This window comes from Pseudomonas sp. UBA7500, assembly GCF_002478435.1.
In the GTDB taxonomy this organism is placed as follows: domain Bacteria; phylum Pseudomonadota; class Gammaproteobacteria; order Pseudomonadales; family Pseudomonadaceae; genus Aquipseudomonas; species Aquipseudomonas palmensis.
In genome coordinates this window covers 61610-83251 of the sequence record NZ_DLNW01000056.1, presented here as the reverse complement: position 1 = coordinate 83251, position 21642 = coordinate 61610, and the positions used below count along the sequence as shown (strand labels likewise).

At 62.6% G+C, this 21642-nt stretch carries 23 protein-coding genes; 12 read left to right on the top strand and 11 right to left on the bottom strand.

Translation table 11 applies throughout. The features are described from left to right. Positions 1 to 178: 178 nt before the first annotated feature. From B4I46_RS25165 to B4I46_RS25150, 4 genes are all read right to left on the bottom strand, one after another. Positions 179 to 478: a hypothetical protein gene (locus tag B4I46_RS25165; protein WP_043861032.1), complete on the bottom strand. Its 300-nt coding sequence runs from the start codon at positions 476 to 478 to the stop codon at positions 179 to 181. A 299-nt stretch (positions 479 to 777) separates the two neighbouring features. Further along, a complete protein-coding gene (locus B4I46_RS25160) occupies positions 778 to 1056 on the bottom strand; it encodes a hypothetical protein (protein ID WP_143516652.1) in 279 nt (92 codons plus the stop codon). A 208-nt stretch (positions 1057 to 1264) separates the two neighbouring features. Further along, on the bottom strand, positions 1265 to 1933 hold the full coding sequence (locus B4I46_RS25155) for a GntR family transcriptional regulator (RefSeq protein WP_286902298.1): 669 nt from the start codon (positions 1931 to 1933) through the stop codon (positions 1265 to 1267). A 67-nt stretch (positions 1934 to 2000) separates the two neighbouring features. Continuing rightward, complete coding sequence (locus B4I46_RS25150; RefSeq protein ID WP_078480772.1) at positions 2001 to 2735, bottom strand: SDR family NAD(P)-dependent oxidoreductase; 735 nt, start codon at positions 2733 to 2735, stop codon at positions 2001 to 2003. 185 nt (positions 2736 to 2920) lie between these two features. Between B4I46_RS25150 and B4I46_RS25145 the strand changes: the two genes are divergently transcribed. Genes B4I46_RS25145 through B4I46_RS25135 form a run of 3 tightly spaced genes read left to right on the top strand, consistent with a single transcriptional unit; the run spans position 2921 to position 6411 of the window. Beyond that, positions 2921 to 3970 (top strand): ABC transporter substrate-binding protein, encoded by a 1050-nt coding sequence (locus tag B4I46_RS25145; protein ID WP_286902297.1) that lies wholly within the window; start codon positions 2921 to 2923, stop codon positions 3968 to 3970. A 57-nt stretch (positions 3971 to 4027) separates the two neighbouring features. Continuing rightward, on the top strand, positions 4028 to 5095 hold the full coding sequence (locus B4I46_RS25140) for a phosphotransferase (protein ID WP_286902295.1): 1068 nt from the start codon (positions 4028 to 4030) through the stop codon (positions 5093 to 5095). After that, positions 5092 to 6411: an aspartate aminotransferase family protein gene (locus B4I46_RS25135; protein WP_286902294.1), complete on the top strand. Its 1320-nt coding sequence runs from the start codon at positions 5092 to 5094 to the stop codon at positions 6409 to 6411. The genes B4I46_RS25140 and B4I46_RS25135 overlap by 4 nt, the downstream gene beginning before the upstream one ends. A 20-nt stretch (positions 6412 to 6431) precedes the next feature. Here the strand turns inward: B4I46_RS25135 and B4I46_RS25130 are convergent, their stop codons facing one another. From B4I46_RS25130 to B4I46_RS25120, 3 genes are all read right to left on the bottom strand, one after another. Then, positions 6432 to 6941 carry a flavin reductase family protein gene (locus B4I46_RS25130; RefSeq protein WP_054916127.1) on the bottom strand — a complete coding sequence of 170 codons (510 nt, stop codon included), beginning with the start codon at positions 6939 to 6941 and terminating at the stop codon, positions 6432 to 6434. An 85-nt stretch (positions 6942 to 7026) separates the two neighbouring features. Then, positions 7027 to 8058 (bottom strand): methionine synthase, encoded by a 1032-nt coding sequence (locus B4I46_RS25125; protein WP_043861040.1) that lies wholly within the window; start codon positions 8056 to 8058, stop codon positions 7027 to 7029. Between the two features lie 28 nt (positions 8059 to 8086). Beyond that, on the bottom strand, positions 8087 to 9070 hold the full coding sequence (locus B4I46_RS25120) for a DUF1852 domain-containing protein (RefSeq protein WP_286902292.1): 984 nt from the start codon (positions 9068 to 9070) through the stop codon (positions 8087 to 8089). Positions 9071 to 9399: 329 nt separating this feature from the next. Between B4I46_RS25120 and B4I46_RS25115 the strand changes: the two genes are divergently transcribed. Both B4I46_RS25115 and B4I46_RS25110 read left to right on the top strand, forming a co-directional pair. Then, a complete protein-coding gene (locus B4I46_RS25115; RefSeq protein ID WP_286902291.1) occupies positions 9400 to 9684 on the top strand; it encodes a hypothetical protein in 285 nt (94 codons plus the stop codon). 91 nt (positions 9685 to 9775) lie between these two features. Beyond that, positions 9776 to 9958 carry a hypothetical protein gene (locus B4I46_RS25110; RefSeq protein WP_054916126.1) on the top strand — a complete coding sequence of 61 codons (183 nt, stop codon included), beginning with the start codon at positions 9776 to 9778 and terminating at the stop codon, positions 9956 to 9958. 90 nt (positions 9959 to 10048) lie between these two features. Here B4I46_RS25110 and B4I46_RS25105 read toward each other — a convergent pair whose 3' ends face one another. Continuing rightward, complete coding sequence (locus B4I46_RS25105) at positions 10049 to 10513, bottom strand: hypothetical protein (RefSeq protein WP_238596440.1); 465 nt, start codon at positions 10511 to 10513, stop codon at positions 10049 to 10051. A gap of 36 nt (positions 10514 to 10549) precedes the next feature. Beyond that, positions 10550 to 11737, bottom strand: a complete 1188-nt coding sequence (locus tag B4I46_RS25100) for an MFS transporter (RefSeq protein ID WP_275727441.1) — start codon at positions 11735 to 11737, stop codon at positions 10550 to 10552. 234 nt (positions 11738 to 11971) lie between these two features. Between B4I46_RS25100 and ggt the strand changes: the two genes are divergently transcribed. The 3 genes from ggt (at position 11972) to B4I46_RS25085 (ending at position 15346) form a co-directional block, all read left to right on the top strand. Next, entirely contained in the window at positions 11972 to 13750 is a 1779-nt protein-coding gene (gene ggt, locus B4I46_RS25095; RefSeq protein WP_286902302.1) for a gamma-glutamyltransferase, read from the top strand. Between the two features lie 76 nt (positions 13751 to 13826). Beyond that, positions 13827 to 14294: a YbaK/EbsC family protein gene (locus B4I46_RS25090; protein ID WP_043861044.1), complete on the top strand. Its 468-nt coding sequence runs from the start codon at positions 13827 to 13829 to the stop codon at positions 14292 to 14294. A 77-nt stretch (positions 14295 to 14371) separates the two neighbouring features. Then, on the top strand, positions 14372 to 15346 hold the full coding sequence (locus tag B4I46_RS25085) for a hypothetical protein (protein ID WP_043861045.1): 975 nt from the start codon (positions 14372 to 14374) through the stop codon (positions 15344 to 15346). 51 nt (positions 15347 to 15397) lie between these two features. On the opposite strand, the gene B4I46_RS25080 is transcribed toward B4I46_RS25085, so the two are convergent. After that, positions 15398 to 15712 (bottom strand): hypothetical protein, encoded by a 315-nt coding sequence (locus B4I46_RS25080; RefSeq protein ID WP_043861086.1) that lies wholly within the window; start codon positions 15710 to 15712, stop codon positions 15398 to 15400. Between the two features lie 96 nt (positions 15713 to 15808). Here B4I46_RS25080 and B4I46_RS25075 point away from each other — a divergent pair, with 96 nt between their 5' ends. Beyond that, positions 15809 to 16186, top strand: a complete 378-nt coding sequence (locus B4I46_RS25075; protein WP_229589314.1) for an SH3 domain-containing protein — start codon at positions 15809 to 15811, stop codon at positions 16184 to 16186. Positions 16187 to 16303: 117 nt separating this feature from the next. After that, on the top strand, positions 16304 to 16609 hold the full coding sequence (locus tag B4I46_RS25070; RefSeq protein WP_043861047.1) for an NIPSNAP family protein: 306 nt from the start codon (positions 16304 to 16306) through the stop codon (positions 16607 to 16609). A gap of 78 nt (positions 16610 to 16687) precedes the next feature. Here B4I46_RS25070 and B4I46_RS25065 read toward each other — a convergent pair whose 3' ends face one another. Then, the gene (locus B4I46_RS25065) at positions 16688 to 18178 is read right to left on the bottom strand and encodes an aldehyde dehydrogenase family protein (protein ID WP_286902289.1); all 1491 of its coding nucleotides are present in this window, start codon (positions 18176 to 18178) and stop codon (positions 16688 to 16690) included. 358 nt (positions 18179 to 18536) lie between these two features. Here B4I46_RS25065 and B4I46_RS25060 point away from each other — a divergent pair, with 358 nt between their 5' ends. Together B4I46_RS25060 and B4I46_RS25055 are read left to right on the top strand one after the other, a co-directional pair. Next, positions 18537 to 19460, top strand: a complete 924-nt coding sequence (locus B4I46_RS25060) for a transporter (protein WP_052504233.1) — start codon at positions 18537 to 18539, stop codon at positions 19458 to 19460. 34 nt (positions 19461 to 19494) lie between these two features. Continuing rightward, on the top strand, positions 19495 to 21567 hold the full coding sequence (locus B4I46_RS25055) for a PQQ-dependent dehydrogenase, methanol/ethanol family (protein ID WP_116054624.1): 2073 nt from the start codon (positions 19495 to 19497) through the stop codon (positions 21565 to 21567). The last annotated feature ends 75 nt before the right edge of the window (positions 21568 to 21642 follow it).

Genomic DNA, 21642 nt, shown 5'->3' with positions numbered 1-21642 from the left:
CAGGTGCGTGACGAGTGAACGACGATTGGCGGGTGGGCTGATCAGGGCATAAAAAGAAAAACTTGCGAGCAGGCCATGGCGGCCTGCTGCAATAACAGTCAGGAGTAGCGAGTGCAATAGTGTTTTTTACTTTACAGCTTTTCTGGAGGGCTACTCTTTTTGCGGTGCTTTCTGGCTTTTAAGATGCACTCCGGCAGCTTTCGCAGCGCCATCCCTTGTAACTTTCTGCTTTTTCAAGCGCTGCAACCAAATCACGACCGGCTATCGTGTTTTGGCAGTTGTTGTGTTTTTCGTTTGGTTTTCTCATCCCCTCGCATTGTTTCTTCAGGAAGGGGCTCACCACCGCCTGCTGCCTTGACGTAAGCGCTCTGAACCCCTTGTCTACGGCGAGCTGGGCGTAGCTTTGTACGCTCGGCTTTTCACCTTGGAATGCGTTCTGCGCGATAAGGGCCGAGAAAATCTCTCGCTCGATAGTCATTCGTTAATCCTTTATTCAACCAACAAGTTTGCTCATGTTTTTATTATTCTGAGCAATGCGAAAGCATACGTTACCATCGGGTGAGGTTTTATTGAACTGGGTTTCCATCCAGCTATAAAAACGCACGGCTTCACATTTTTTGGTCAATAAAGGTTGGGTTCCTGGTATTTAAAATATTTCAACAGGTCATTGTTACAATTTATTTCTTGTTCAAAAAAAGTTTCGCTCTCACTTTAATGGGGTCGTGCACCGTGTAAGTTTCCTGCCTTTTCCGCTAAGTTTTACGGTGACGACACGCCTTATGAGTTTTTATGAAGTTCCGCGATTTCCTGTGCCGGGCTGCCACTGAGTGCGCAGCTCGTGGGGAGCACTCGCCCTGTCGATTTCAGTTGCAGGTCGTGCAGGTCCTTCGTCAGCCCCTGGTTCATCGCCACAAGCTTGGCAATGTTCCTGCGCGCCTTGCCCAGCTCTCGGGTCAGGTATTCGGCCTCATTCGTAATGAGCACCACCTGGTGCTTCCACATCTCCAGCTCAGTGGGCGCTCCGAAGCCGTCAAGGTCTTCAATGTCTTGGGTCATTTCCGCCACCATATGGGTACTGTTTGTATATACAGTAATCCAGTCGGGCGAGCACGGCGAGCCGAGGCGACGAATTGCACGGGGAGGGGAATTTTTTCGGTCGGCAGGACGCCGGAACAGGGGGGGAGAATCGGTTTCAGAACGCCAGCGGCGCCACTTGCAGCATGCGGCCTGTCGCATGCCGAGTTATCGCCAGCACCACGCCCCTTCAGTCATGCTCCATCTGAACATACTCCAGCATCTTCTGGCTCCCATCCAGAATGTCACTGCAGATCGCCAGGCGAGCCGCCGCACCATCGCGCTGCTTCAACGCCTCCAGCACATCCCAGTGATGATCAATCGCCATGCGCTCGTTGAACCCGCCGTAGGCCCGGGCAATCAGCGGCCCGGTACGCATCCACAACCCATCCAGCAGGCTGACCAGCACCGGCATATCGGCGATTTCCGCCAACCTGAAGTGAAACTCGTGGTTGAAGGTCAGCGCGGACCTCAAGTCATTGTCCTTGATCGCCAGCAGGTTGTTCTGAATGCAGGTTTGCAGCCGCGCCACTTGCTCCTCGGTCGCCAGCGATGCAGCTGTTTCGGCCGCCAACCCCTCGAGCGAGAGCCGGATGCTCCTGATCTCCAGGTACTGCTTGGAAGTCAGTACCGGCACACGAATGTCCCGCGGTGTCTTCAGAACCAGCGCCTGCTCCTTTGCCAGTTGAAGAATCGCGTCCCGCACTGGTGTGACACTCGTACCCAGCTGTTCGGCAAGGTCGCGTATGCGCAGCCGGTCGTTAGGCTGGAAGCGCCCTGTAATCAGGGCTTCGCGCAGCAGGCCATAGATACCGCTGCCAAGGTAGGAGTGTTTCAGGTGCTCAATCGGATAATTCATCGCGTACTCGTGTGCGGCGCGGGCCCGGCGGGAGAGGGGAGGCTACCGGCAGCGATTATCGAGTAACTCAAACATGTTGCCCACCGTTTACATGGATTTCTGCGCCATTGACGTACGAAGCGCCCTGCGTGCAGAGAAAATGCACCAACGCCGCGACTTCCTCGGGCTTGCCCATGCGTTTCATCGGGATCGATCGCTCCACGATCAGCTCGGTGCCAGCGGACAGGATGGAGGTGTCGATCTCCCCCGGGGCGATCGCGTTCACCCGAACCCCATAGGGCCCGAAGTCATGCGCCATCTCGCGCGTCAGCGCCGACAGCGCCGCTTTGGAGCAGGCATACGCCACCCCTGCGAACGGGTGCACCCGCGAACCGGCAATGGAGGTGACGTTGATCACCGAGCCTTTCGCCGCCTTGAGCTCCTCGAACAACCCCCGCGCCAGTAGGGCCGTCGAGAAGATGTTCACGTTGAACACATTCAGCCAGGTCGAGTAGTCGGACTCCAGCACCCCCAGTCGCCCACCATCCGGGCCTTTGGGTGAAACGCCGGCGTTGTTGACCAACGCATCCAGCCGCCCCCCGAGTTTTTCCCGGATTTCCGGAAGCCTGCGCTGTATGTCCTCCACGCTCCCCAGGTCGAGGTGAATGTGGTTGGCGATGCCTTCGGCCCAGGGGCAGCCTTCGCCCAGGTCCTGCCTCGAGGCGGTAAACACGCGCCAACCCGCAGCACTGAAATGTTTCACGGTGGCGTGGCCGATGCCCCGGCTGGCACCGGTGAGAAGCAGCGTACGTTGATCGGTCATGGCGGGTTCCCTGTTCATTGGTGAGGGCAAGTGTAGCGTAAAATATGATGCATCATATTTATTATGTGTTTTAATGCGTCCCGTCCCCACCGGGGAAGCGTCACGTTCGATCGATTGCTGCCACTACAAGAAAACTGCCATCCCTTTAAAGCTGCCCACGACCCGTAGCTGACCTGGAGAGACGCATGAATAAGAAAATCGCAGCTGTACTTTTGCTCGCAACCATCGCAACCATCGCAACCATCGCAAGCCCGCTGTATGCCGCTGAAAAGCTGACCGTGGTGTCCTTCGGCGGCAACAACCGCCAGGCGCAGGAGAAGGCGTTCTACAAACCCTTCACCGCCCAGACCGGCGTGGCCATCACCGCCGACGACTACAACGGCGAAATGGCCAAGATCAAGGTGATGGCCGACACCGGCAAAACCAGCTGGGATGTGGTGGAGGTCGAATCGCCCGAGCTCATCCGTGGTTGCAGCGAAGGGGTGTTCGAACCGCTGGACTGGAGCCGGATAGGCAACAAGGAAGACTTCATTCCTGCGGCCGTCAGCGACTGTGGTGTCGGCATCTTCATCTGGTCCACCGTGCTGACCTACGACCCCAACAAACTCGCCTCCAGCCCGCAAGGCTGGGCCGACTTCTGGGACCTGAAGAAGTACCCCGGCAAGCGCGGCCTGCGCCGCGGCGCGAAGTTCACGCTGGAGTTCGCGCTGCTCGCCGATGGGGTAGACAACAAGGACCTCTACACGCTGCTGGGTACTGAAGAGGGTGTCAAACGTGCGTTCAAGAAGCTCGATGAAATCAAGTCCAGCATCCAGTGGTGGGACTCCGGCGCGCAGCCGCTGCAATGGCTGATCGCCGGTGACGTGGTCATGACCTCCGCCTACAACGGCCGTGTCACCTCTGCCCAGGAGGAAGGCCAGTCGTTCGCGATGCAATGGAATGGCAGCCTCTACGACCTCGATCACTGGGCCATCGTGAAAGGGGCGCCGAAAAAGGAACTGGCCGAGCGCTTCATCGCGTTCGCCAGCGAGCCCATGCAACAGAAGAACTTCGTCGAGGCCATCCCCTACGGGCCCAGCAACACCGGCGCGATGGACCTGCTGGACAAACGCGTGGGGGAAAAACTGCCCACCGCCCCGCAAAACCTGAAAAACGCCCGTGCCACCGACGCCGAGTTCTGGATCGACCACGGTGAGGACCTGGAGGAACGCTTCAACGCCTGGGTCAACAAGTGATGCATGGCGCCCCTGAAACCGGGGGCGCCATTCAAAGGCCGTATAAGGATGCCAGTCATGCCCCTTGAAAATCTGGCTGTCGATGACAGCCTGCTCGAAGCTGCTCCGGCACAGGTCACCTATGCGCAGGCGTGTGCAGTGCTGCGCCAGCAATTCGGTTTGACCGGCACGCTCGAAAAACTGGGCGGCGAGCGCGACCTCAATTTCCGCGTGATGCTCGAAGACGGCTCATCCCGGTTGTTCAAGCTCTCCCACCCGCTTGAAAACCCCGATGTGGTCGACTTCCACAACCAGGCGATGCGAAGAATCGAGCTTCGCGATCCCGGGCTGGCGGTTCAGCGCGTGCACCCCTCGCTTGAGGGCCAGTACGCCACCTTCGTCGAGATCGACGGGCAGCGCATGCTGGCGCGGCTGCTGTCCTTCGAAGACGGCATGCCCCTTCACTGCGTGAGTCACCCCACACCGACGTTTCGCCGGGTCATCGGGCAGTCCATCGCCCGGCTTGACGTGGCGCTGCAAGGGTTTGCCCACCCCGCCGCCGGGCATGCGCTGCTGTGGGACATGCAGCACGCCGCGCACCTTCGACCGCTGCTGGTGCACATCGAACCCGGCCCCGGACGAAGCCTGGTGCAGCGCAGCCTCGAGCAGTATGCGTCGGTGGTGGTGCCCAGCATCCCCGGGTTGCGCAAGCAGGTCATTCACAATGACACCAACCCGCACAACATCATCGTGGATGCCCACAACCCCGATGTGCTGCGCAGCATCCTCGATTTCGGTGACATGGTGCATGCGCCCCTGGTCAACGAGGTCGCGGTTGCCGCTTCCTACCACCTTGGGCAGGTAGGCGATGTACTGGAGCCGGCCCTGGATGTGATTGTCGGCTACCACCAGTGCAACCCCCTGAACCAGCAGGAGCTGGCGCTGCTGCCCGAGCTGCTGGCCACGCGCCTGGCGTTGGCCCTGTGCATCAACTCCTGGCGCGCCGAACTGCATCCGGACAATCGCCAGTACATCCTTCGAAACACCCAGCGTGCCTGGGCAAACCTGAAGGCACTGTCGGCGCTGTCTCGCGCTGAAACAGAAGACCGAATTGCTTCGGCCTGCCTGCGAGCAAATCGAGCATGAGCATGATCAACAGCTTCACGTCAGCCGACGCCACCCGGCTTTCGGCATCGCAGCGACGCCTGATCGAGCGCCGCGAGCGGCTACTGGGCCCGGCATACCGTCTGTTCTACGAGCGACCGCTGCACACCGTTCGAGGGGAGGGCGTATGGCTCTTCGACGAGCAGGGCCGTCGCTACCTGGACGCCTACAACAACGTTGCCTCCATCGGTCACTGCCATCCCCGGGTGGTCGAGGCGATGCATCGGCAGTCGCAGGTGCTGAACACGCACACCCGTTACCTGCAGGAGGGCATTCTCGACTATGCCGAGCAGTTGCTCGGTACCTTCACCGATGACCTGGATCGCGTCATGTTCACCTGCTCCGGGAGCGAGGCGAATGATCTGGCGCTGCGTATCGCCAGGCACTGCACCGGTGGCACCGGCGTCATCATCACCCGGTTCGCCTACCACGGCGTCACCGCAGACATCGCCGAGCTTTCACCATCGCTTGGCAGCGCCATGGTGCTCCCGGCGCATGTGCGCACCGTTCGCGCACCTGACGCTTACCGTCTGGGGGCCGAAAACGTGGCGTCGATGTTCGCCGCAGACGTGCGCGCCGCAATCGACGACCTCAAGGCGCACGGCATCCGCCCGGCGGCAATCCTGCTGGATGGCATCTTCTCCAGCGACGGCGTGCTGCCAGGGCCGGCGGGCTGTATCGCCGAGGGTGTGGCGCTGGCCCAGGCCGAAGGCCTGCTGTACATCGCCGATGAGGTACAGCCGGGTTTTGCGCGTACCGGCCTTAACATGTGGGGGTTTACCAGGCACGACGTGCGCCCGGACCTCGTCACCCTCGGCAAGCCCATGGGCAATGGCCAGCCCATTGCCGGCATCGTCGGGCGCTCCCAGGTGGTCGATCACTTCGGCAGGAGCATGCGCTACTTCAATACCTTTGGCGGCAACCCGGTCTCGTGTGCGGCAGGTCAGGCGGTGCTGGACGTGATCCGCGAAGAACACCTGCAGCAGAGGGCTCATCACATTGGCAGCTACCTGCTGGACGGCCTGACACGGCTTGCCCAGCGCCATCAAATGATCGGCGACGTCAGGGGGGCCGGCATGTTCCTTGGGGTTGAGCTGGTCACCGACCGCGCCACCAGGGCACCCGCAGCCAGGCAGGCCCGCCAGGTGGTCAACGCGATGCGCGAGCAGGGCGTACTGATCAGCGCCGCTGGTCCGCACCAGAACGTGCTCAAAATCCGTCCGCTGCTGGCGTTTACCGAAGAGCATGCGCAGATGCTTGTGGAAGCGGTCGATACCGCGATGCAAGGGGCTTGTTGAGAAGGCCAGGCCCCTGTTCCTCAGCCTGCACCGTGGGCGGCGAGGTTGCAGTATTGCCCCTTGAAGTACAGCAAGGGCTGTGTGGCGGCAGTTTGCTGCAGGTTCAGCGCTTTCACTTCGCCAATCACGATCAGGTGATCACCGGCGACGTGTTCGGCGTGGATCTCGCAATCGAGCCAGTGCAGGCTGCCGGCAATGATCGGGTTGCCCAGTGGCGATGCCTGCCATTGCACGCCCTGCCACTTGTCGGTACCTCGTCGGGCGAACTGGTTGGAGATCCCGACCTGTTCACCGGACAGGATATTGACCGCGAAGCGGCCTGCCTGGCGGATCCTGGGGTAGCTGGCCGAACCGGCCATCACGCTGAACGACACCAGCGGCGGGCTCATCGACACGCTATAGAACGACTGGCAGGTAAAGCCGACCGGCTCCTCCTCGATCTGCGACGTGATCACCGTGATACCGGATGCGTAGTGCCCGAGCGCTTCGCGAAAGCGCAATGGCTCGATGGCAGTACTGGAACGTGACATGGTAGGTCCTGGCTGAAGGGGCGGATCCAAAGGCGGTGGGGAGGGGGCAAGCCGCTCGATCAGCGCTGCAACCCCTCCTGCACCCTTATCGGTTCAAGAGCTCTCTGCGCACGATGTCCGCGCCGGCGCTCAAGGCGTTCAGCTTGCCGCGCGCCACCTCGCGGGGCAGAGGGGCCATGCCGCAGTTGGTGCACGGGTAGAGCTTGTCGGCGTCCACGAACTGCAGCGCTTTGCGCAGGGTGTTGGCCACTTCCTCGGGGGTTTCGATGGCGTGGTTCGCCACATCGATGGCCCCCACCATCACTTTCTTGCCGCGAATCAGCTCGATCAGGTCCATCGGGACATGGGAGTTGTGGCACTCCAGCGAGATGATATCGATGCCGGATTTCTGCAGCTTGGGGAAGGCTTCCTCATACTGGCGCCACTCCGAACCAAGCGTCTTTTTCCAGTCGGTATTGGCCTTGATGCCGTAGCCGTAGCAAATATGCACGGCCGTTTCACATTTGAGCCCTTCGATCGCCCGTTCCAGGGTGGCCACGCCCCAGTCATTCACCTCGTCGAAGAACACGTTGAAGGCAGGCTCGTCGAACTGGATGATGTCCACGCCCGCCGCCTCCAGCTCTCGGGCTTCCTGATTGAGGATCTTGGCAAATTCCCAAGCCAGCTTTTCCCGGCTTTTGTAGTGGCTGTCATACAGCGTGTCGATCATGGTCATGGGGCCGGGCAGGGCCCATTTGATGGGCTGGCTGGTCTGCTGGCGCAGAAACCTGGCATCTTCGACAAACACCGGTTTTTGCCTGGCAACAGCACCCACAACGGTCGGCACGCTTGCGTCATAGCGGTCACGAATTCTGACGGTTTCGCGCTTTTCGAAATCCACTCCGCTCAGGTGCTCGATAAAGGTGGTAACGAAATGCTGGCGGGTCTGTTCGCCGTCGCTGACGATATCAATGCCTGCGTGTTGCTGTTCCTGCAGGGCCAGGCGCAAGGCGTCCTGCTTGCCTTCGAGCAGCTCCTCGCCGTGCAGCTTCCAGGGCGACCAGAGCGTCTCGGGTTGTGCAAGCCAGGACGGTTTGGGCAGGCTGCCAGCAGTGGAGGTGGGTAGCAGTTTTTTCACGATAGATGACCTTGTATGTTCTGAATGATCAAAGCGCGTATTGGGCGGACCACTGCTCAAGCACGGTCTGGTAGGGCTTGATGAAGTGCTCTTCGACAAACCTGCCCTGTTCGATGGCCAACTGACTGCGCTCTTCTCGATCGTAGACAATGCGGGTCAACGAGTAATCCTGGTGATTCAAGCTCGGCTGATAGGATCGACCTGCTGCTGAATTCGCGTTGTAGATTTCAGGGCGATAGATCTTCTGGAAGGTATCCATCGTGCTGATGGTGCTGATCAGTTCAAGGTTGGTGTAATCCCCAAGCAGGTCCCCAGCAAAGTAGAACGCCAGCGGTGCCACGCTGTTGGCAGGCATGAAGTAGCGAACCTTCAGGCCCATCTTCCGGAAGTACTCATCGGTCAGGGAATATTCGTCCTGCTGGTATTCGGTGCCCAATACCGGGTGCTGGTTTTCGGTGCGCTGATAAGTCTTGCTGCTTGAAACACTCAGGCAGATGACCGGTGGTTTTTTGAAGTGTTCTTTATAAGTGCTCGAGTTTACAAAATGCTTGAACAGCTTGCCGTGCAGCTCGCCGAAATCATCCGGCGTGCTGAACCCCTGCTGGTTCTTGTTGTGCCCCAGCAACAGCACGCTGAAGTCATAATCGCGCACGTACGAGGAGAAGTTGTTGCCTACGATACCCTCGATGCGTTCGCGTGTTTTGCGATCCACAATGGTGGTCTGCAGTATTTCAATCAGCGGCAGGGCGGTGTCCCTGTGCTCGACATCCATGTTCATTTCCACGGAAATGATTTCAAGTTCGACGCTGTAGCGGTCGCCTTTCGGGTTGTCCCAGTGCGCCAGGGCATTGAAACGATTGTCGATCATCGTCAGGGTGTTGCGCAGGTTTTCCTGGCGACGCTGCCCCCTCGCCAGGTTTGCGAAGTTGGTGGTCGTGCGGGTGTTTTCAGCGGGGCGATAATGTTCGTCGAAACGAATACGCTTGATCGAGAATGTAAATGCTGTGCTCATTTTAATCGGGTGCCCTGATGGTCCGAGATAAAAACCGAATCTACATTTGCCCTCTTCGGCAAGTTTGATTCGTTGTAGGTTTTTTTGCTCGGGCGTCTTGAAGTGTTCCTTAATTGGGGCGTATTTTATGTCCGGGCATCGAACGAGTTAAATTGAATTGATTTCATGGGAGCATTAGCCACGTTCATGATGGGGAGCATGGTGTGTCTGGGAGCACTTGCTTTGCGGTGTACTCCCCGGAATCCCTGACTCGCACAAGCTATCTAATTTAGTTTCCAGCTTTTTATTTCTACCTGTGGTTCGATTTTTTTGACGATTGGGGGGCTTTGATGAGCATTGATACCGACACACTGCTGAAGGTCATAGCGGATGCCAACAGCCACTGTGCGAAGCTGAACATTCCGTTGGATACAGAGATTATTTGCGCTCGCTACAACGCACATTGTGAACGCTACGGCCTGGCGTACAGCTACGATATCCGTGAGATGCAGGCTACTCTTGCCGAACTCATTCAGCAGGCTGATGCAGGTAGCCCGGCCAAACTGGATGGCGCTATTTCCTACGTCAATGGGAAAGTTTTCAAAGTAGTAGTCTTTGGGGCTGCCGCTTCGTAATCAGTTCAGTAGCCCTAAGTGATGAGCCCTGCTGACACGGCTTCATTGCATACTGCCGCATCGCGCCAAAGGTCCTTTCTCGGATACACAAATGAAACCACTGATCACGGCCCTTGCGCTGTTCATCCTCGCCGGCTGTACCTCCAGCGGCGCTCCCACGGCTGAGCAGCAAACCCGGGAATGCATGAACTATCACGCCATGATGACTGCGCCCATGGCGCCCGATGCCATGCAGCGCCTCAAGGCTGCATGCGAACAGTCCAGGCTTCGATAACGGCCTAGGCTCTGTACGAAAAGCCTTGATACTCGGTGATGCTGCGTTGAAAACAGCCTGACCTTCGTCTCAAGACTTTTCATACAGACCCTAGTCCCAGGCCATCACCACGCCTTCCAGCCGGCGAAATTCATCCAGTGTGCGGTGGAATTCGGCGCGTTCAAAGGTGGCGGTGCAAGCGGCCTCGAACCAGCTGACGCGGGGCTGCTCCAGGGTGATCACCTCGTGCAGCAGGCCGAAGCGCCGCCAGTGTATGTGATCCTCATGGGCGTGTTGCTCCACGACGATGACCGTGCAGCTCAGGTCCAGGTCATCGGAGCACACCAGCAGCGGCACCAGGGTGGTCCACCCAGGGGCAGTGGAGTAGCTGCGGTCCCACACCAGTTCATTATCGTCTTCGCCGTAGAGGCCGGCATGCGCTGCCACCAGATGAAGCTGTGCAGCGGGGTCTCGTATTGGCAGCCAGACTTCCAGCGGCACGCCATCGATGGCGAAGGTCGAGTAGAAGCCCTGGCTGTACTTCGATTTGAAGCTGGCGATTGAAAGCTGGTTCACGTTGGTTTCTTTCCTTTGGCAAAACCTGGCAGGCCCTCAGTGCCCGCCCTTCATCCGCCGCGCCACCAGGTAGATCCCCAACCCCACCAGCGCAGTCGCCGCGCCAATGTAGCCGGTACTGGTCCAGCCGAACCCCGCGGTAATCGCCATGCCGCCAAACCATGGCCCCAGCGCATTGGCCAGGTTGAACGCCGCATGGTTCGATGCCGCCGCCAGGCTCGGCGCTTCATGTGCAATGTCCATCAGGCGAATCTGCAAGGGGGCGGCCAGTGCGATCATGGTGCCGACCAGCCCGCAGCCCAGCAGCACGCCCCACGGCGAACTGGCCGCGAAGGGGAACAGGCTCAGCACGAGAATCGACCATACCAGCACCAACCCCACCGCGCGAAACTGCAGGCGGTCGAACAGCTTGCCGCCCGCGATGTTGCCGATGATGCCGCCCACCCCGAACGCCGCCAGCCCGAATGGAATCCACTGTGGCGACACCTTGGTCACCTGCAGCATGGTCGGCGCCAGGTAACTGAACACGCAGAACATGCCGGCAAAACCGATCGAGGCGATAGCCAGCGCCATCCACACCTGCGGCAGGCGAAACGCCTGGAGCTCCTTGCGCGGGTCGCTGCGCACTTCATCGTGACGCTGCGGCACGTAGCGCCACACCAGCCCGATGGTGCACAGCGCAATCGCGCCCACCAGCACGAACGCCGCACGCCAGCCGAAGAACTGCCCCAGGAAGGTCGCCACCGGGTTGCCCAGCAGCATCGCCAGGGTGAGCCCCATCATCACCCGTGCCACCGCGCCCGCGCGCTGGTCGGTGGCCACCATGCTCGAGGCCACCACCGCCGCGATGCCGAAGTAGGCGCCGTGGGGCAGGCCGCTGATAAAGCGAAACGCCACCAGCCCGGCGAAGGAGGGCGCCAAGGCCGTGGCCAGGTTGCCGATTGCATACAGCGCCATCAGCAACAGCAGCATGTGCTTGCGCAGCAGCTTGGCGCCCAGAATCGCCAGGGCCGGCGCACCCACCATCACGCCCAGGGCATAGGCGCTGATGGCATGGCCCACCTGGGGCTCGCTCAGGTGCAGGTTGCTGGCGATGTCGGGCATCAGCCCCATGATCGCGAACTCGCCGGTGCCGATGGCAAAACTCCCCAGGGCCATGGCGGCTTCCATCTTGCCGACGGTGGCTCTGGAATAGGCGAGTGGCGGCGCTTGCTGAATTGTCATCTGAATCCTTGAAACAAACTGAAACGTTAAAGCGGGAAGCTTAATCAATCTGCACCCTACGCGTCGAGAATCAGGGCACGCGCATTGGATTCGCCGCACAAGGCGCGGTGAGTACCGGGCCTGCTCGCGTCAATCACGCTACCATTGCCCGCGTTCCCCAAACGCTCAATGGAGTTGGTCTTGACCGGTTACCCAACCACCCGCAAACACCTGATCCACGCCCTCGGCTTCTCGATGGCAGCGTTGCTGCTCGGCGCCTGTACCAGCGCAACCCCGCCTGCGCCATCCAGCACCGCCTTGCCCGCCGCCCCGGAAATCGCCTCGGGCTACCGCACAGGCATGGCCCCGGTACAGGCACAGCACCACATGGCCGCGGCAGCCAACCCCCTGGCAAGCGCCGCCGGCCAGGCGATGCTGCGCAAGGGCGGGTCTGCGATCGATGCCGCCATTGCCATGCAGGCGGTGTTGACCCTGGTGGAGCCGCAGTCCAGCGGCATCGGCGGCGGCGCCTTCATCCTGTACTGGGATGGCAAGCAGGTGCAGGCGTTCGATGGGCGGGAGACGGCGCCCCAAGGGGCCGACAGCCGCCTGTTCCTCAAGCCGGACGGCACGCCGATGGGATTCAAGGACGCCCAGATCGGCGGTCGCTCGGTGGGCGTGCCCGGTGTGCTCAGGGCCCTGGAGATGGCGCACCAGCAACACGGCAAGCTGCCCTGGCGCGCGCTGTTCCAGCCGGCCATCGACCTGGCCCGCGACGGTTTCCCCGTGTCTGCGCGGCTGCATGCCTTGATTGCCGCCTCCACCTCGATACCGCAGTCGCCTGCACTGGCCCGCTACCTGCTCACGCCCCAGGGCCAGCCCATGCCCGTGGGCACGCTGCTGAAGAACCCCGAGCTGGCGCAAACCCTGGAGGCCATCGCCAACCAGGGCCCGGACGCCTTCTACCACGGGCCCATCGCCGAGGCGATGGTGCAGCAGGTCAATACCCACAGTAACCCCGGCACGTTGTCGCTGGGCGACATTGCAGGCTATCGGGCCAAGGTGCGCGAGCCGGTATGCGGGCCGTACAAGCAGTGGACGGTCTGCGGCATGCCGCCACCGTCGTCCGGTGGCGTCGCGGTACTGCAGACGCTGGGCATTCTGGAGGCGCTGCAGCGCCAGAAACCGGCACTGGACCTGGCCGCAATGGCGCCCGAAAAAGCTCGCCCCGGGGGCGTCATGCAACCCTCCGCCCAGGCCGTGCACCTGATTGCCGAAGCCGAGCGCCTGGCCTATGCCGACCGCGCCCTGTACCTGGCCGACGGCGACCAGGTGCCGGTCAATGTGCCAGGGCTCACCAGCAAGGCGTACCTGGCCCAACGCGCCACGCTGATCGGTGACCGGAGCATGGGCGTCGCCACTGCCGGTGTGCCGCCCGGCATGCCCCTGGCATGGGCGCCTGACCGCTCGCCGTTGCGCATTTCCACCTCGCAGATCGTCGCGGTGGACGATCAGGGCGGCGCGCTGTCGATGACCACCTCGGTCGAGGCGGCGTTCGGCTCTCATGTGCTGGTCAAGGGCTTTCTGCTCAACAACCAGATGACCGACTTTTCGTTCATCCCCGAGGAGAACGGCAAGCCGGTGGCCAACCGCATCGCACCGGGCAAGCGGCCGCGCTCCTCGATGGCGCCGACCCTGGTGTTCGACCAGGCCAGCGGCCAGCTGGTGGCCGCCCTCGGCTCGCCCGGCGGCTCGCAGATCATCGAGTACGTGAACAAGGCGCTGATCGGCTTGCTGGACTGGAACCTCGACCCGCAGCAGGCCGTCGACCTGCCCAACTTCGGCAGCCGCAACGTCGGCACCGAAGTGGAGGCCGGGCTGATCGGCCCCGCCCTGATCGAGCAGCTCAAGGCCCGCGGGCATGCGGTATCGCCCATCGAGATGACCAGCGGCACGCAGGTCATCGTGCGTGATGGGCAGGGCTGGTCGGCCGGTGCCGACCCACGTCGCGAGGGCGTCGCGTTGGGCGACTGAGTTTTTTGCCTGCCCAAGCTGGTAGGGTACGCAACGGTATCCCGCCAGGGCTGTTTTTTCAGAGGATCAAGCGAAGATGAGTCTGCAGTCAGTCAAAGCGTTTTTCTCCCACCATTCACCCGACCTGCAGGTGCTGGAACTGGCGTCCAGCACCGCCACCGTCGCCCTGGCCGCCGAGGCGCTGGCGGTCGAGCCGGGGCAGATCGCCAAGTCGCTCTCGCTGCGCGTGGGCGAGGAGGTGATCGTGCTGGTGGTACGCGGCGATGCGCGCCTGTGCAACCGCAAGTACAAGCAGCAGTTCGGCGTCAAGGCACGCATGCTCGAGGCCGAGCAGGTCGAGCAGCACACCGGCCACCCCATCGGCGGCGTGTGCCCCTTCGGCCTGAGCCAGCCGCTGCGGGTGTACTGCGACGAGTCGCTGAAGGACTTCGAGGTGGTCTTCCCCGCCGGCGGTGCGGTCAATGCGGCGGTGCGCATCGAGCCCGAGCGCCTGGCCACCCTGGTCAACGCGCAGTGGGTCGACGTGATCCAGCCACTGGCCTGAAGTCGCCAGGCGCGCGGTGGTGGCGCCGGGCGCGATTACCCTCTATAAAAACCGCTCCATTATCTAAGGAGCGGTGCATGGAAATCTCGGCTTTGTCTATCGGTGTCGATATCGCCACCAGCGTGGCGATCGTCGGCTCGGCGGTCACCTTCATGCTCAACCAGCGCCGTCAAAACAAGACCGAAGCGGTGATGAAGCTTCACGAGCAGGTGCGCACCATCTCCATCCAGCAACTGCAGGAAGAGCTCGAAACCCTGTCCCGCCAGTTCACCCACCAGATCATCGCGCCCACCCAGAAGATCATTCACATGGCGCACCTGTCGCGTCGCCTGAGGGAGCAGGACGCGTCGCCCGCCAGAATGCGCGAAATGCTGGTCGACAGTGATCGCTTCCAGGAAACCCAGGCCAGCATCGCCGAACTGATCGAACAGACCCGCCTGTTCGTCAAGGAAGTGCACGCGGCCAAGTACCGTATCTTTCCGGTGCTGTTCAACCTGCATGAAGGCAACGCGCTGATCCAGGAATACCGCGAGTGCAGCGATGCGCTGCTGCAGGCAAGCAACCAGCTTGGCCCGCGACACACCTCGCTGATGCAGGAGACGCTGGCCTTCACCCAGGCGCTGCAGGCGTCCGGGCAACACATCGAGCAGTTGAAGGTTCAGTGGGCGCAAATGGCCTTCAGCATCGCGAAGGACGAAGAATACCGGGCCTGGGTCGACCTGTTCATCGAGGACGGCCAGGAAGACGCCTACTGGCAGGCCATCAACGGCTCGGACATCGAGCTCAAGCGCGACCTGTGCAGCACCGTTGCCGTACGCATCATGCACATGCTCGAGCATGATCCGGGGCGTGCCGCCAGCACCCAGATCAGCATGGTGCACAAGCCGGCCATCGCCTTGACCACCCAGGCCAAGCGCCTGCTGGTACTGCTGTCGGCGTCCATCGCCTGGCTCAGTTGCAAGGCCGAAGATCGCACCAGCGATACCATGGAGCACCTCAAGGCCGCCTTTGCGTCCGACCAGATGCTGGCGCTGGATTCCGAACTGTATTGAGGGCAACGGCGGGCAGGCCGACTTGCCACAGCAAGCCGGCCTGCCCGGGGGTCACACGCAGATCTGCTTGCGCGCACCGCGTGGCAGGCGGCAACGGTCGGCCTGGCTGCTCAGGCGGGCCTGCCAGCTGGCCTTGACGCTGAACGCGGGCACCGGCGCCGGCGCGGCCTGTTGCTGGCGCTGCTTGCGCAGTTCGGCCAGCGAAGGGGTCTTGGCCTTGGCGGCCACGGCTGCCGAGTCGGGGGCAGCCAGCGAGCGCAGGCAGGACTTGCACGACACCTGATCCGCTGCCTGAGTGCTGTTGAGGGTCTGACTGGTACGCCCGCAGGCGGCATTGGCGCCGTTCGCCGAATAGTGTGTAACCAAACCGTACATCTCCAACCTGTTGATAACAAAGGCGCTATTTTCGCACAGCCGCGCCGCTGGGTGGGCGCCGGCTTCAGTTCACCAAGGAGAAGACACATGCAATACCGCGTTATTAAAGCGCACCGCAGCGAATTCCCTCAGCCCATCACCTTTGCCAAGGGGGCCGTGCTGGAGGTGGGGGAGGTGTACCAGGGCGATGAAGGATGGGACAACTGGTACTTCTGCACCACGCCCGGCCAGCAGGGTGGCTGGGTGCCGGCGCAGGTGATCGAAAGGCTGGGCGAGCAGGCAGGCCGCGCGCGCGAGGACTACACCGCCAGGGAACTGGACGTGGACATTGGCGATGAGTTGCTCTGCGTGAGGTCGCTCAACGGATGGTCCTGGTGCACAAGGCCGCGCGACGCGCAGGCTGGCTGGGTGCCTTCAAGCCATCTGCGCCACATCGAACAGGCGCCGGCGGCACCGACCCGCTGAAGGGCTGCACGCGGGTTCAACGGTGCGAGCGCTGATGCTCGCTGCACCTGTCGCGTATTGACGCCCGCCCGTGACGCCCACTAGGCTCGCTGCCGGTCCCTTTCATGGAGTGCTGCAATGGTTACCTGCTACCTGCGCTACATCGTCGATGCCTACAAGCTGCAAGAGTTCGAAGCCTACGGGCGCATGTGGATACCGCTGGTAGAGAAATTCGGCGGCCAGCACCATGGCTACTTCCTGCCCAGCGAAGGCGCCAACAACGTCGCCCTGGCGATGTTCTCGTTCCCGAGCCTGGCAGCGTACGAACGTTACCGCGAACAGTCGAAAACCGACGCCGAGTGCATCGCCGCGTTCAAGTACGCCGAAGACACCCGGTGCATCATCAGCTACGAGCGCAGTTTCTTCCGCCCTGTACTGGGCTGACCCCATCACGGCGCAAGCCCCCTCCTGTGGGAGCGGGCTTGACCCGCGATCGGGCCGCAGAGCGGCCCCAACTGCCGCCTACAGCTTCATCACCACCGACTTCAGCTCGGTGTAATGCTCGATGGCCGCCGCGCCCATCTCGCGCCCCACGCCCGACAGCTTGTAGCCGCCAAACGGCAGCGCCGGGTCCAGCGCACTGTGACAGTTGACCCACACCGAGCCCGACTTGATGCGCGGCACCATGCGGTGCACCTGCGTCAGGTCGTTGGACCAGATGCTCGCGCCCAGGCCATAGGCACTGTCGTTGGCCAGGCGAATCGCCTCGTCCATGTCGTCGAACGGAATCGCCACCAGCACCGGCCCGAAAATCTCCTCCTGCACCAGCGGGCACTGCTGGTCGACGTCGGCAATCACCGTCGGCTGCACGAAATACCCCGGCCCGTAATACTCGCCGCCACACGCCACCTTGGCGCCCAGCTCGCGGCCCATGTCGATGTAGCGGCCCACCCGTGCCTGCTGCTTGGCCGAGATCAACGGCCCCATGTCGATGCTCGGGTCCAGGCCATTGCCCAGCTTCATGCCGTTGGCGATGCCGGCAATATCGGCCACCACGCGGTCGAAATGCTTGCGGTGCACATACAGGCGCGACCCCGCGCAGCACACCTGCCCCTGGTTGAAGAAGATCGCGCTGGCGGCACCGGCAGCGGCCACCTCAAGGTCGGCGTCGGCCAGGATGATGGTCGGCGATTTGCCGCCCAGCTCCAGCGTCACCCGCGTCATCGAATCCATCGCCGCCTTGCCGATCAGCTTGCCCACCTCGGTCGAGCCGGTGAAGGTCACCTTGTCCAGCAGCGGGTGCGCCGACAGCGCCGCACCGGCCACCGCGCCCACGCCGGTGACCACGTTGAACACGCCCGCCGGGTAGCCGGCCTCCAGTACCAGTTCGGCCAGCTTGAGCGCGCTCAACGGGGTCTCGTCCGCCGGCTTGAGCACCACGCTGCACCCGGTGGCCAGCGCCGGGCCCAGCTTCCAGCAGGCCAGCAGCAGGGGGAAGTTCCACGCCACGATGGCACCCACCACACCCACTGCCTCGCGGCGCACATAGGCATGGAACTCGCCGTCGAACAGCGGCAGCGACGGGTCGACCGTGGTGCCTTCGATCTTGGTTGCCCAGCCGGCCATGTAGCGCAGCGAGTCGATGGCCATCTGCACATCCATCACCCGCGCCACCTGCGCGCTCTTGCCGTTGTTAAGGCATTCGAGCTCGGCGAACACCTGGGCATCGCGCTCGATCAGGTCGGCCAGCTTCCACAGCAGGTTCTGGCGCTCGCGCGGGCGCATGCGGCTCCAGGGCGAGTCATCGAACGCCTGGCGCGCGGCACGTACCGCCTGGTCGACATCCTCGACCGTGGCGGCAGGCACCTGGGCCAGCGCCTGGCCGTTGGCCGGGTTGAGCAGTTGCAGCGTGGCGCCATCGCTGGCGCCGCGCCAGTCGGCACCGATCAGCATGCGGTGCTGACGCTGCACGAACGCCTGGGTATCACTGTGAACCGGGAAGGCATGGGTCATGGGTGTGGCTCTCTTGTTATTGAAAGGAACCCGAGGCATTCAGCAACCCTTGTGCCAGCTTTTTTCTACTACCAAAGTACTTGTTTTTCAGGGGTTTGGAGGGCTTGAGCCGGTTCTGTGCGTATTAGGTCGAGACAAACGGTGAGACACATGAGACGCCCCTGAGAAACCCCGCAAAGCCTTGCAAACCGGGCCTGCAACGGGGCAGGTGGCAGCCGGGCACTTCACCGCAGGTTGACGCCCTCAAAGCGCAACCAATTGATATCAATGGATTAATTTCGTTGGCACGAAGCCTGCTACGGCCTGTGTGCCGCCCATTGGGTGGCTCATCCGACAAAAACAATAAACAGGTGACTCGATGAGCAAGACCGTACTGTCAAGCGTGCCGGCACACCGCCGTCGTACTGCATTGGGCTGGGCACAGGCCTGGACGCTGGGCCTCGCCGGCTGCCTGGGCAGCCAGGCGCACGCCGTGGATGTGGACGCCGGGGACTACACCGCGTTGCCCGAAGGCACCAACCTGGGCATGGTCTACTACCAGCATGCCGAACGTCGCTCGCTGTACTCCGGTGGCCACAAGCAGCCGGTGCGTGCCGGGCTGAACTCCGACATCGGCATTCTCAGGGGCGTGCACTTCATGAAGCTGGGCGGGTTCACCATCGACCCGCAGTTCCTGCTGCCCTTCGGCCAGCTCGAAGGCAAGCGCGACACCTCGGGCCTGGGCAAGAGCGATGGCGGCATCGGCGACCTGATCCTGGCCTCCACCGTGTGGCTGGTGGAGCGCCCGGAAGAAAAGACCTATTTCGGCATCACCCCGTTCCTCTACGTGCCCACCGGCCGCTACGACCGCGACGACGCGCTCAACATCGGCGAGAACCGCTGGAAGTTCGCGCTGCAGGCCGGCTATATCCAGGGCCTGGGCGACAAGTGGTGGCTGGACCTGATCGGCGACGTCACCTGGTTCGGCAAGAACGACGACGCCACCTCCGCCGGCCTGACCCTGCGCCAGTCCGCGCTGTACCAGGGCCAGGCGTTCCTGCGCTACCAGCTCACCCCGAGCCTGGACCTGCGCGTGGGCTACTCCAGGTTGTGGGGCGGCGAAACCCGCCTGGACGGCGTCGACCAGCACGACAAACCCGACACCGCCAAGTTTCTGGTGGGCGCAGGCTGGTTCGTCACCCCCAAGACCCAGCTGCTGTTCAACTATGGCCGTGACCAGTCGGTGGAAAACGGTTTCAAGGAAGGCGACCGCTTCAACGTACGCCTGATGCAGGTGTTCTGACCCGCACCTGCAGCCATCACCGAGGACACCGAACATGAAAAAACCTTTGCGTACTTCATTGCTGATGCTGTGCCTGGCCACCCCGCTGGCAGCCCTTGCCGCCGGGGTGGACGAGGCCGCCATCCGCGCCACCGAACAGGCCGGCGGCGAGTGGCTCAGCCACGGCCGCACCTATGCCGAACAACGCTTCAGCCCGCTCAAACAGATCGACGCCAGCAACGTCAAGTCACTGGGCCTGGCCTGGTACATGGACCTGGACAACACCCGCGGCCTGGAGGCGACGCCGCTGTTCCACGACGGGGTGATCTACACCTCGATGTCCTGGAGCCGGGTGATCGCGGTCGACGCCGCCAGCGGCAAGGAGCTGTGGCGCTACGACCCCGAGGTGGCCAAGGTCAAGGCCCGTACCTCGTGCTGCGACGCGGTCAACCGCGGCGTGGCACTGTGGGGCGACAAGGTCTACGTCGGCACCCTGGACGGGCGTCTGATCGCCCTCGACGCCAAGACCGGCAAGGCCATCTGGAGCCAGCAGACCACCGACCCGGCCAAGCCCTACAGCATCACCGGCGCGCCACGGGTGGTCAAAGGCAAGGTCATCATCGGCAACGGCGGCGCCGAATACGGCGTGCGCGGCTTCGTCTCGGCCTATGACGCCGACACCGGCAAACTGGCCTGGCGCTTCTACACCGTACCGGGCGACCCGGCGCTGCCCTACGAGCACCCCGAACTGCGCGAAGCGGCCAAGACCTGGCAGGGCGACCAGTACTGGAAGCTCGGCGGTGGCGGCACGGTGTGGGACAGCATGGCCTACGACCCCGAGCTGGACCTGCTCTACGTCGGCACCGGCAACGGCTCGCCGTGGAACCGCGAGGTGCGCAGCCCGGGCGGTGGCGACAACCTGTACCTGTCGTCGATCCTCGCCATCCGCCCCGACACCGGCAAGCTGGCCTGGCACTACCAGGTCACCCCGGGCGACAGCTGGGACTTCACCGCCACCCAGCAGATCACCCTGGCCGAGCTGAACATCGACGGCAAACCGCGCAAGGTCCTGATGCAGGCGCCTAAAAACGGCTTCTTCTACGTGCTCGACCGCACCAACGGCAAGCTGATCTCGGCCGAGAAGTTCGGCAAGGTCACCTGGGCCGAGAAGGTCGACCTCGCCACCGGCCGGCCGGTCGAGGCCCCTGGGGTGCGCTACGAAAAAGAGCCCATCGTGATGTGGCCCAGCCCCTTCGGCGCGCACAACTGGCATTCGATGTCGTTCAACCCCGGCACCGGCCTGGTGTACATCCCCTACCAGGAAGTGCCCGGTGTGTACCGCAACGAAGGCAAGGACTTCGTTACCCGCAAGGCATTCAACACCGCCGCCGGCTTTGCCGACGCCACCGACGTGCCGGCCGCCGTGGTCAGCGGCGCCTTGCTGGCCTGGGACCCGGTCAAGCAGAAGGCCGCCTGGAAGGTGCCGTACCCCACGCACTGGAACGGCGGCACCCTGAGCACCGCCGGCAACCTGGTGTTCCAGGGCACTGCGGCGGGGCAGATGCATGCCTATTCCGCCGACAAGGGCGAGGCGCTGTGGCAGTTCGAGGCGCAAAGCGGCATCGTTGCCGCGCCCATGACCTTCGAACTGGCCGGGCGTCAGTACGTGGCGATCATGGCCGGCTGGGGCGGCGTGGCCACCCTGACCGGCGGCGAGTCGATGAACCTGCCGGGCATGAAGAACCGCAGCCGCCTGCTGGTGTTCGCCCTCGATGGCAAGGCGCAGTTGCCGCCACCGGCCCCGGCGCCCGCCAAGGTCGAGCGCGTGCCCCAGCCCGTCACCGCAGCACCCGAGCAGGTGCAGGCCGGCAAGCAGCTGTATGGCCAGTTCTGCAGCGTGTGCCACGGCATGGGCACCATCAGCGGCGGTTTGATCCCCGACCTGCGCCAGTCCAGCGACGCCACCCGCGAGCACTTCCAGCAGATCGTCCTGCAGGGCGCGCTCAAGCCACTGGGCATGCCGTCGTTCGACGACTCGCTCAAGCCCGAGGAGGTCGAGCAGATCAAGCTCTACGTGATGTCGCGCGAGTACGAGGACTACATGGCGCGCCACAAAGCCGCACCTTGAATCGCACCGGCGGCCTGTGTACGTCACAGGCCGCCGGTCGGGTGCGTGTTGGTGCTCCGGGTCGATCTGGTCTTT

Coding starts and splice junctions, on each gene's coding strand:
- B4I46_RS25090 (WP_043861044.1), top strand. CDS start 13,827: ATGAGTCTGCAGTCAGTCAAAGCGTTTTTCTCCCACCATTCACCCGAC.
- B4I46_RS25150 (WP_078480772.1), bottom strand. CDS start 2,735: ATGACCGATCAACGTACGCTGCTTCTCACCGGTGCCAGCCGGGGCATC.
- B4I46_RS25075 (WP_229589314.1), top strand. CDS start 15,809: ATGCAATACCGCGTTATTAAAGCGCACCGCAGCGAATTCCCTCAGCCC.
- B4I46_RS25155 (WP_286902298.1), bottom strand. CDS start 1,933: ATGAATTATCCGATTGAGCACCTGAAACACTCCTACCTTGGCAGCGGT.
- B4I46_RS25060 (WP_052504233.1), top strand. CDS start 18,537: ATGAGCAAGACCGTACTGTCAAGCGTGCCGGCACACCGCCGTCGTACT.
- B4I46_RS25085 (WP_043861045.1), top strand. CDS start 14,372: ATGGAAATCTCGGCTTTGTCTATCGGTGTCGATATCGCCACCAGCGTG.
- B4I46_RS25110 (WP_054916126.1), top strand. CDS start 9,776: ATGAAACCACTGATCACGGCCCTTGCGCTGTTCATCCTCGCCGGCTGT.
- B4I46_RS25120 (WP_286902292.1), bottom strand. CDS start 9,070: ATGAGCACAGCATTTACATTCTCGATCAAGCGTATTCGTTTCGACGAA.
- B4I46_RS25115 (WP_286902291.1), top strand. CDS start 9,400: ATGAGCATTGATACCGACACACTGCTGAAGGTCATAGCGGATGCCAAC.
- B4I46_RS25145 (WP_286902297.1), top strand. CDS start 2,921: ATGAATAAGAAAATCGCAGCTGTACTTTTGCTCGCAACCATCGCAACC.
- B4I46_RS25070 (WP_043861047.1), top strand. CDS start 16,304: ATGGTTACCTGCTACCTGCGCTACATCGTCGATGCCTACAAGCTGCAA.
- ggt (WP_286902302.1), top strand. CDS start 11,972: ATGGCAGCGTTGCTGCTCGGCGCCTGTACCAGCGCAACCCCGCCTGCG.
- B4I46_RS25065 (WP_286902289.1), bottom strand. CDS start 18,178: ATGACCCATGCCTTCCCGGTTCACAGTGATACCCAGGCGTTCGTGCAG.
- B4I46_RS25130 (WP_054916127.1), bottom strand. CDS start 6,941: ATGTCACGTTCCAGTACTGCCATCGAGCCATTGCGCTTTCGCGAAGCG.
- B4I46_RS25140 (WP_286902295.1), top strand. CDS start 4,028: ATGCCCCTTGAAAATCTGGCTGTCGATGACAGCCTGCTCGAAGCTGCT.
- B4I46_RS25135 (WP_286902294.1), top strand. CDS start 5,092: ATGAGCATGATCAACAGCTTCACGTCAGCCGACGCCACCCGGCTTTCG.
- B4I46_RS25160 (WP_143516652.1), bottom strand. CDS start 1,056: ATGACCCAAGACATTGAAGACCTTGACGGCTTCGGAGCGCCCACTGAG.
- B4I46_RS25100 (WP_275727441.1), bottom strand. CDS start 11,737: ATGACAATTCAGCAAGCGCCGCCACTCGCCTATTCCAGAGCCACCGTC.
- B4I46_RS25055 (WP_116054624.1), top strand. CDS start 19,495: ATGAAAAAACCTTTGCGTACTTCATTGCTGATGCTGTGCCTGGCCACC.
- B4I46_RS25165 (WP_043861032.1), bottom strand. CDS start 478: ATGACTATCGAGCGAGAGATTTTCTCGGCCCTTATCGCGCAGAACGCA.